Below are 532 nucleotides of genomic sequence, written 5' to 3' on the forward strand. Positions count from 1 at the left end.
TACCCGGCGCAGCCGGTGCGCCTGCTCGTCGCTTTCGCGCCGGGCGGCCCAGCCGATATCATCGCGCGCATTGTCGGACAGAAACTGAACGACCTGTGGCGCGAACCCGTCGTAATCGAGAATCGCGGTGGTGCCGGTGGCAATATCGCGGCTGCCGCGACTGCAAGGGCCGAAGCCAACGGCTATACCGTGCTGGTGACGACAAGCGCATTCGCCGTCAATCCGAGCCTGTCGCCAAAGGCCGGCTATTCGCCGGACGAATTCAAGACCGTGGTGGTCGCGGCGACCACGCCCAATCTGATCGTCGGCGCGCCTAGTCTCACAGCATCGACCCTGCGCGAGGTGATCGCCTCTGCCGCCAAGGAAAACTTCACCTATGGCACTGCCGGTGTCGGCACCACGCCGCATCTGTCGGCCGAAAAAATATTCAAGCTCACCGCCAAGGCTAACATCGTGCATGCGCCATTCACGGGTGCAGGTCCCGCGCTAAATGCCGTGATGGGCGGTCACACGCCTCTGGCCAGTGTCGCCT

At 63.5% G+C, this 532-nt stretch carries 1 protein-coding gene; it reads left to right on the forward strand.

The window, feature by feature from the left end; translation table 11 throughout:
- On the forward strand, positions 1-532 hold a 532-nt coding region (locus AC1DS5_RS25585), incomplete at both ends, for a tripartite tricarboxylate transporter substrate-binding protein (protein ID WP_477721046.1).

This window comes from Polaromonas sp. P4_H1, assembly GCF_056400945.1.